Annotated in this window: 3 protein-coding genes; 1 reads left to right on the top strand and 2 read right to left on the bottom strand. The window is 48.3% G+C overall.

Annotated features, from left to right (window positions below; translation table 11 throughout):
- Nucleotides 1–1302 (top strand): AAA family ATPase (locus AB5542_RS21215; RefSeq protein WP_368243454.1); only part of this gene is annotated, 1302 nt, incomplete at its 5' end.
- On the opposite strand, the gene AB5542_RS21210 is transcribed toward AB5542_RS21215, so the two are convergent.
- Together AB5542_RS21210 and AB5542_RS21205 are read right to left on the bottom strand one after the other, a co-directional pair.
- Nucleotides 1299–1811 carry an IbrB-like domain-containing protein gene (locus AB5542_RS21210; RefSeq protein ID WP_087420924.1) on the bottom strand — a complete coding sequence of 171 codons (513 nt, stop codon included), beginning with the start codon at nt 1809–1811 and terminating at the stop codon, nt 1299–1301. The genes AB5542_RS21215 and AB5542_RS21210 overlap by 4 nt on opposite strands.
- Nucleotides 1798–2487: DUF3440 domain-containing protein (locus AB5542_RS21205; RefSeq protein WP_368243452.1), on the bottom strand; the 690-nt coding region annotated here is incomplete at its 5' end. The genes AB5542_RS21205 and AB5542_RS21210, both read right to left, overlap by 14 nt.

The raw sequence follows: 2487 nt of genomic DNA, 5'->3' as shown, positions 1-2487 counted from the left end.
GTGCTACACCTAGACCTGAATGCTGAGAAATACGATTCGCCCGATCGATTGCATGATATGTTGGAGCGGCAGTTACTGTACTGGGAAGAGATTTATGAAACCGGGGGGAAGGGTATCACTCACTCCGGTCGTTTCATGGAAGTCATTCGAAAAGCGTATGAGAAAACCGGACGGGGTGTTGTTGTCTTGATTGACGAGTATGACAAACCCTTGCTCAACAGTTTTCATGACGAGACTTTGCAGAAAGCCTTCCGGGACACGCTGACCGCATTCTATTCCGTGCTAAAAAGTGCCGACCCGTGGTTGCGTCTTGTTTTCATCACCGGGGTAACCAAGTTTGCCCAGATGGGAATATTCAGTAATCTCAATCAACTTAAAGATATTAGTCTCGATCCCCGGTACGCCACGCTTTGCGGTCTTACCGGGGAAGAGATCCGTGAGAATTTCGCCCCGGAATTAAAGTTGTTGGCCGAGGCAAACCACCTTGACGGGGAGGCTTGCATGGAACGCCTCACCCGTATGTATGACGGGTATCACTTCAACTACCGAGATATGGTGGGTGTCTATAATCCGTTCAGCATACTTAACGTGCTTGACACGACCATGTTCGATAATTTCTGGTTCGCTAGCGGAACTCCTACCTTTCTTGTCGAGATACTGAAGAAGACTGATTTTGACCTGCGAGAACTCGACGGTATAGAGGTTTCTGCCGCATCACTCACTGACGATCGGGCCGACATCGATAACCCTGTTCCTATGATCTACCAGAGTGGTTACTTGACTATCAAAAAATACGATAACGAATTTCAAATATACACATTGGGATTCCCCAACGAGGAAGTAAAATACGGTTTCCTCAACTTTGTTACCCCGTTCTATACCCCGATTAAGGAAACGGACACGAGTTTCTATATCGGTAAATTCATCCGGGAGCTACGGGAAGGTGATCCCGATGCCTTCCTTACCCGCCTGCGAGCTTTCTTTGCCGGAATCTCTTACGAGCTGAACGACCGCACGGAACGTCATTATCAGACCATTTTTTACCTTGTCTTCAAGCTCATGGGACAATTCTCCGAAACCGAAGTGCGAAGTGCCAAGGGACGAGCCGATGCCGTTGTGAAAACTGCCGACTACATTTACGTCTTCGAGTTTAAGCTGGACGGCAGTGCAGAGCAAGCCCTCGCCCAGATTGACGATCGGGGTTATCTTATTCCCTATACCGTCGATGGGCGGAAACTCATGAAAATCGGTGTTAACTTCGACCCGAAGGAGAGAAACATCGGGGACTGGAAGATAAACTAATCATCTCTTGTCAGGCTAAATTCCTTGTCTGCAAATAATTCTGCCAGCCCGGAGATTTGTTTCAGGCGTAACAATTCGTCTTTATCCATTCCGATATTACGCATGATCCAAGTGTCGGACATTCCGGCTTTGGTCAGTTCGGCCACGATTTCGGTCATTAATTCGATGCTATGCGTACCTCTTGCCCGGTTGTGCCGGATGGTGGAGGCCATACGGTTGGAAATATCTTTGTTGATGACGACTACGGGGAGTAATCCCTTTTCTCGTTCGAATATCCGTTGGGATGTTTTCATGACTTTGTAGCGGTGAAAACCGTCCACGAGTTCATAAATATCCTTTTCTGGGATGTAGTAACAAACGCAGGGCATCGTGTAGCCGTCTTCCCAGATGGATAGTTCCAATAGTTTCATTTCCGGGGGAGCCACCACGTTCGGGTTATAGGTGTTGGCGACCACCTTATCAATCGGGACGGAAATAACGTTGTATACGGGACTTTTATATTCTTCCATAAGATTCCATGATAGATTTATATTTTTGCATCACCTTGGCCCGGCGTTCCCGTTCGGCTTTCGAGGGGGCGAACCCCATGTATTTACAGGCATGATCGTTTTTCAGGATACAAATGCAGATACGTTTGAACGTGGGGAGTTCTTTGAACTCCGGAATACGTACATCATCCTGATAATCCATGCGCACGGGCTTTTTATCTGTCTTGTAATTTGTCGTTTCGCTAACCGTGATCGGGATTCCCATTCGTCGGAGTTTGGCGATGGTCTCTTCTGCCAGACAGCCGCCTTTGTTTCGCCAAAACTCCATGCTCACGGAGAGTTTGTGCAAGTAGTTTTCTCTGGCCTCTTCCGGCAGCGTGCAAAGGAGAAATTTAAAATAGGATGACCAGGTCATGTTCTCCGGGAGGGTGATGGACTGCCAGCCCATGGCGGAAGTACCCCCGTATAACCCGGTAAAGTTGACCCCGTTGACCCGGTTAATCATTTTGCCCCATGTGTCCGGATCTATGGCCCGGTAGAGTTTCAAGCTGGAAAGTGCCTGCGAGATAAACGGGCTGGCTACGCGTTGCCTTTCAAGAGGAACTCCTGCCTGATAGTAGAGATCATACAAGTGGTTGTAGTCCCATTGAAATTTTCCGTTGGCGGTCCAGATGTCCGTGGTAAGCCAGTCGTATAT

It is taken from the genome of Butyricimonas sp. RTP31003st1_G1_RTP31003_210430 (assembly GCF_040920905.1).
GTDB lineage: Bacteria > Bacteroidota > Bacteroidia > Bacteroidales > Marinifilaceae > Butyricimonas > Butyricimonas paravirosa.
This window is presented reverse-complemented; position numbering and strand designations above follow the sequence as displayed.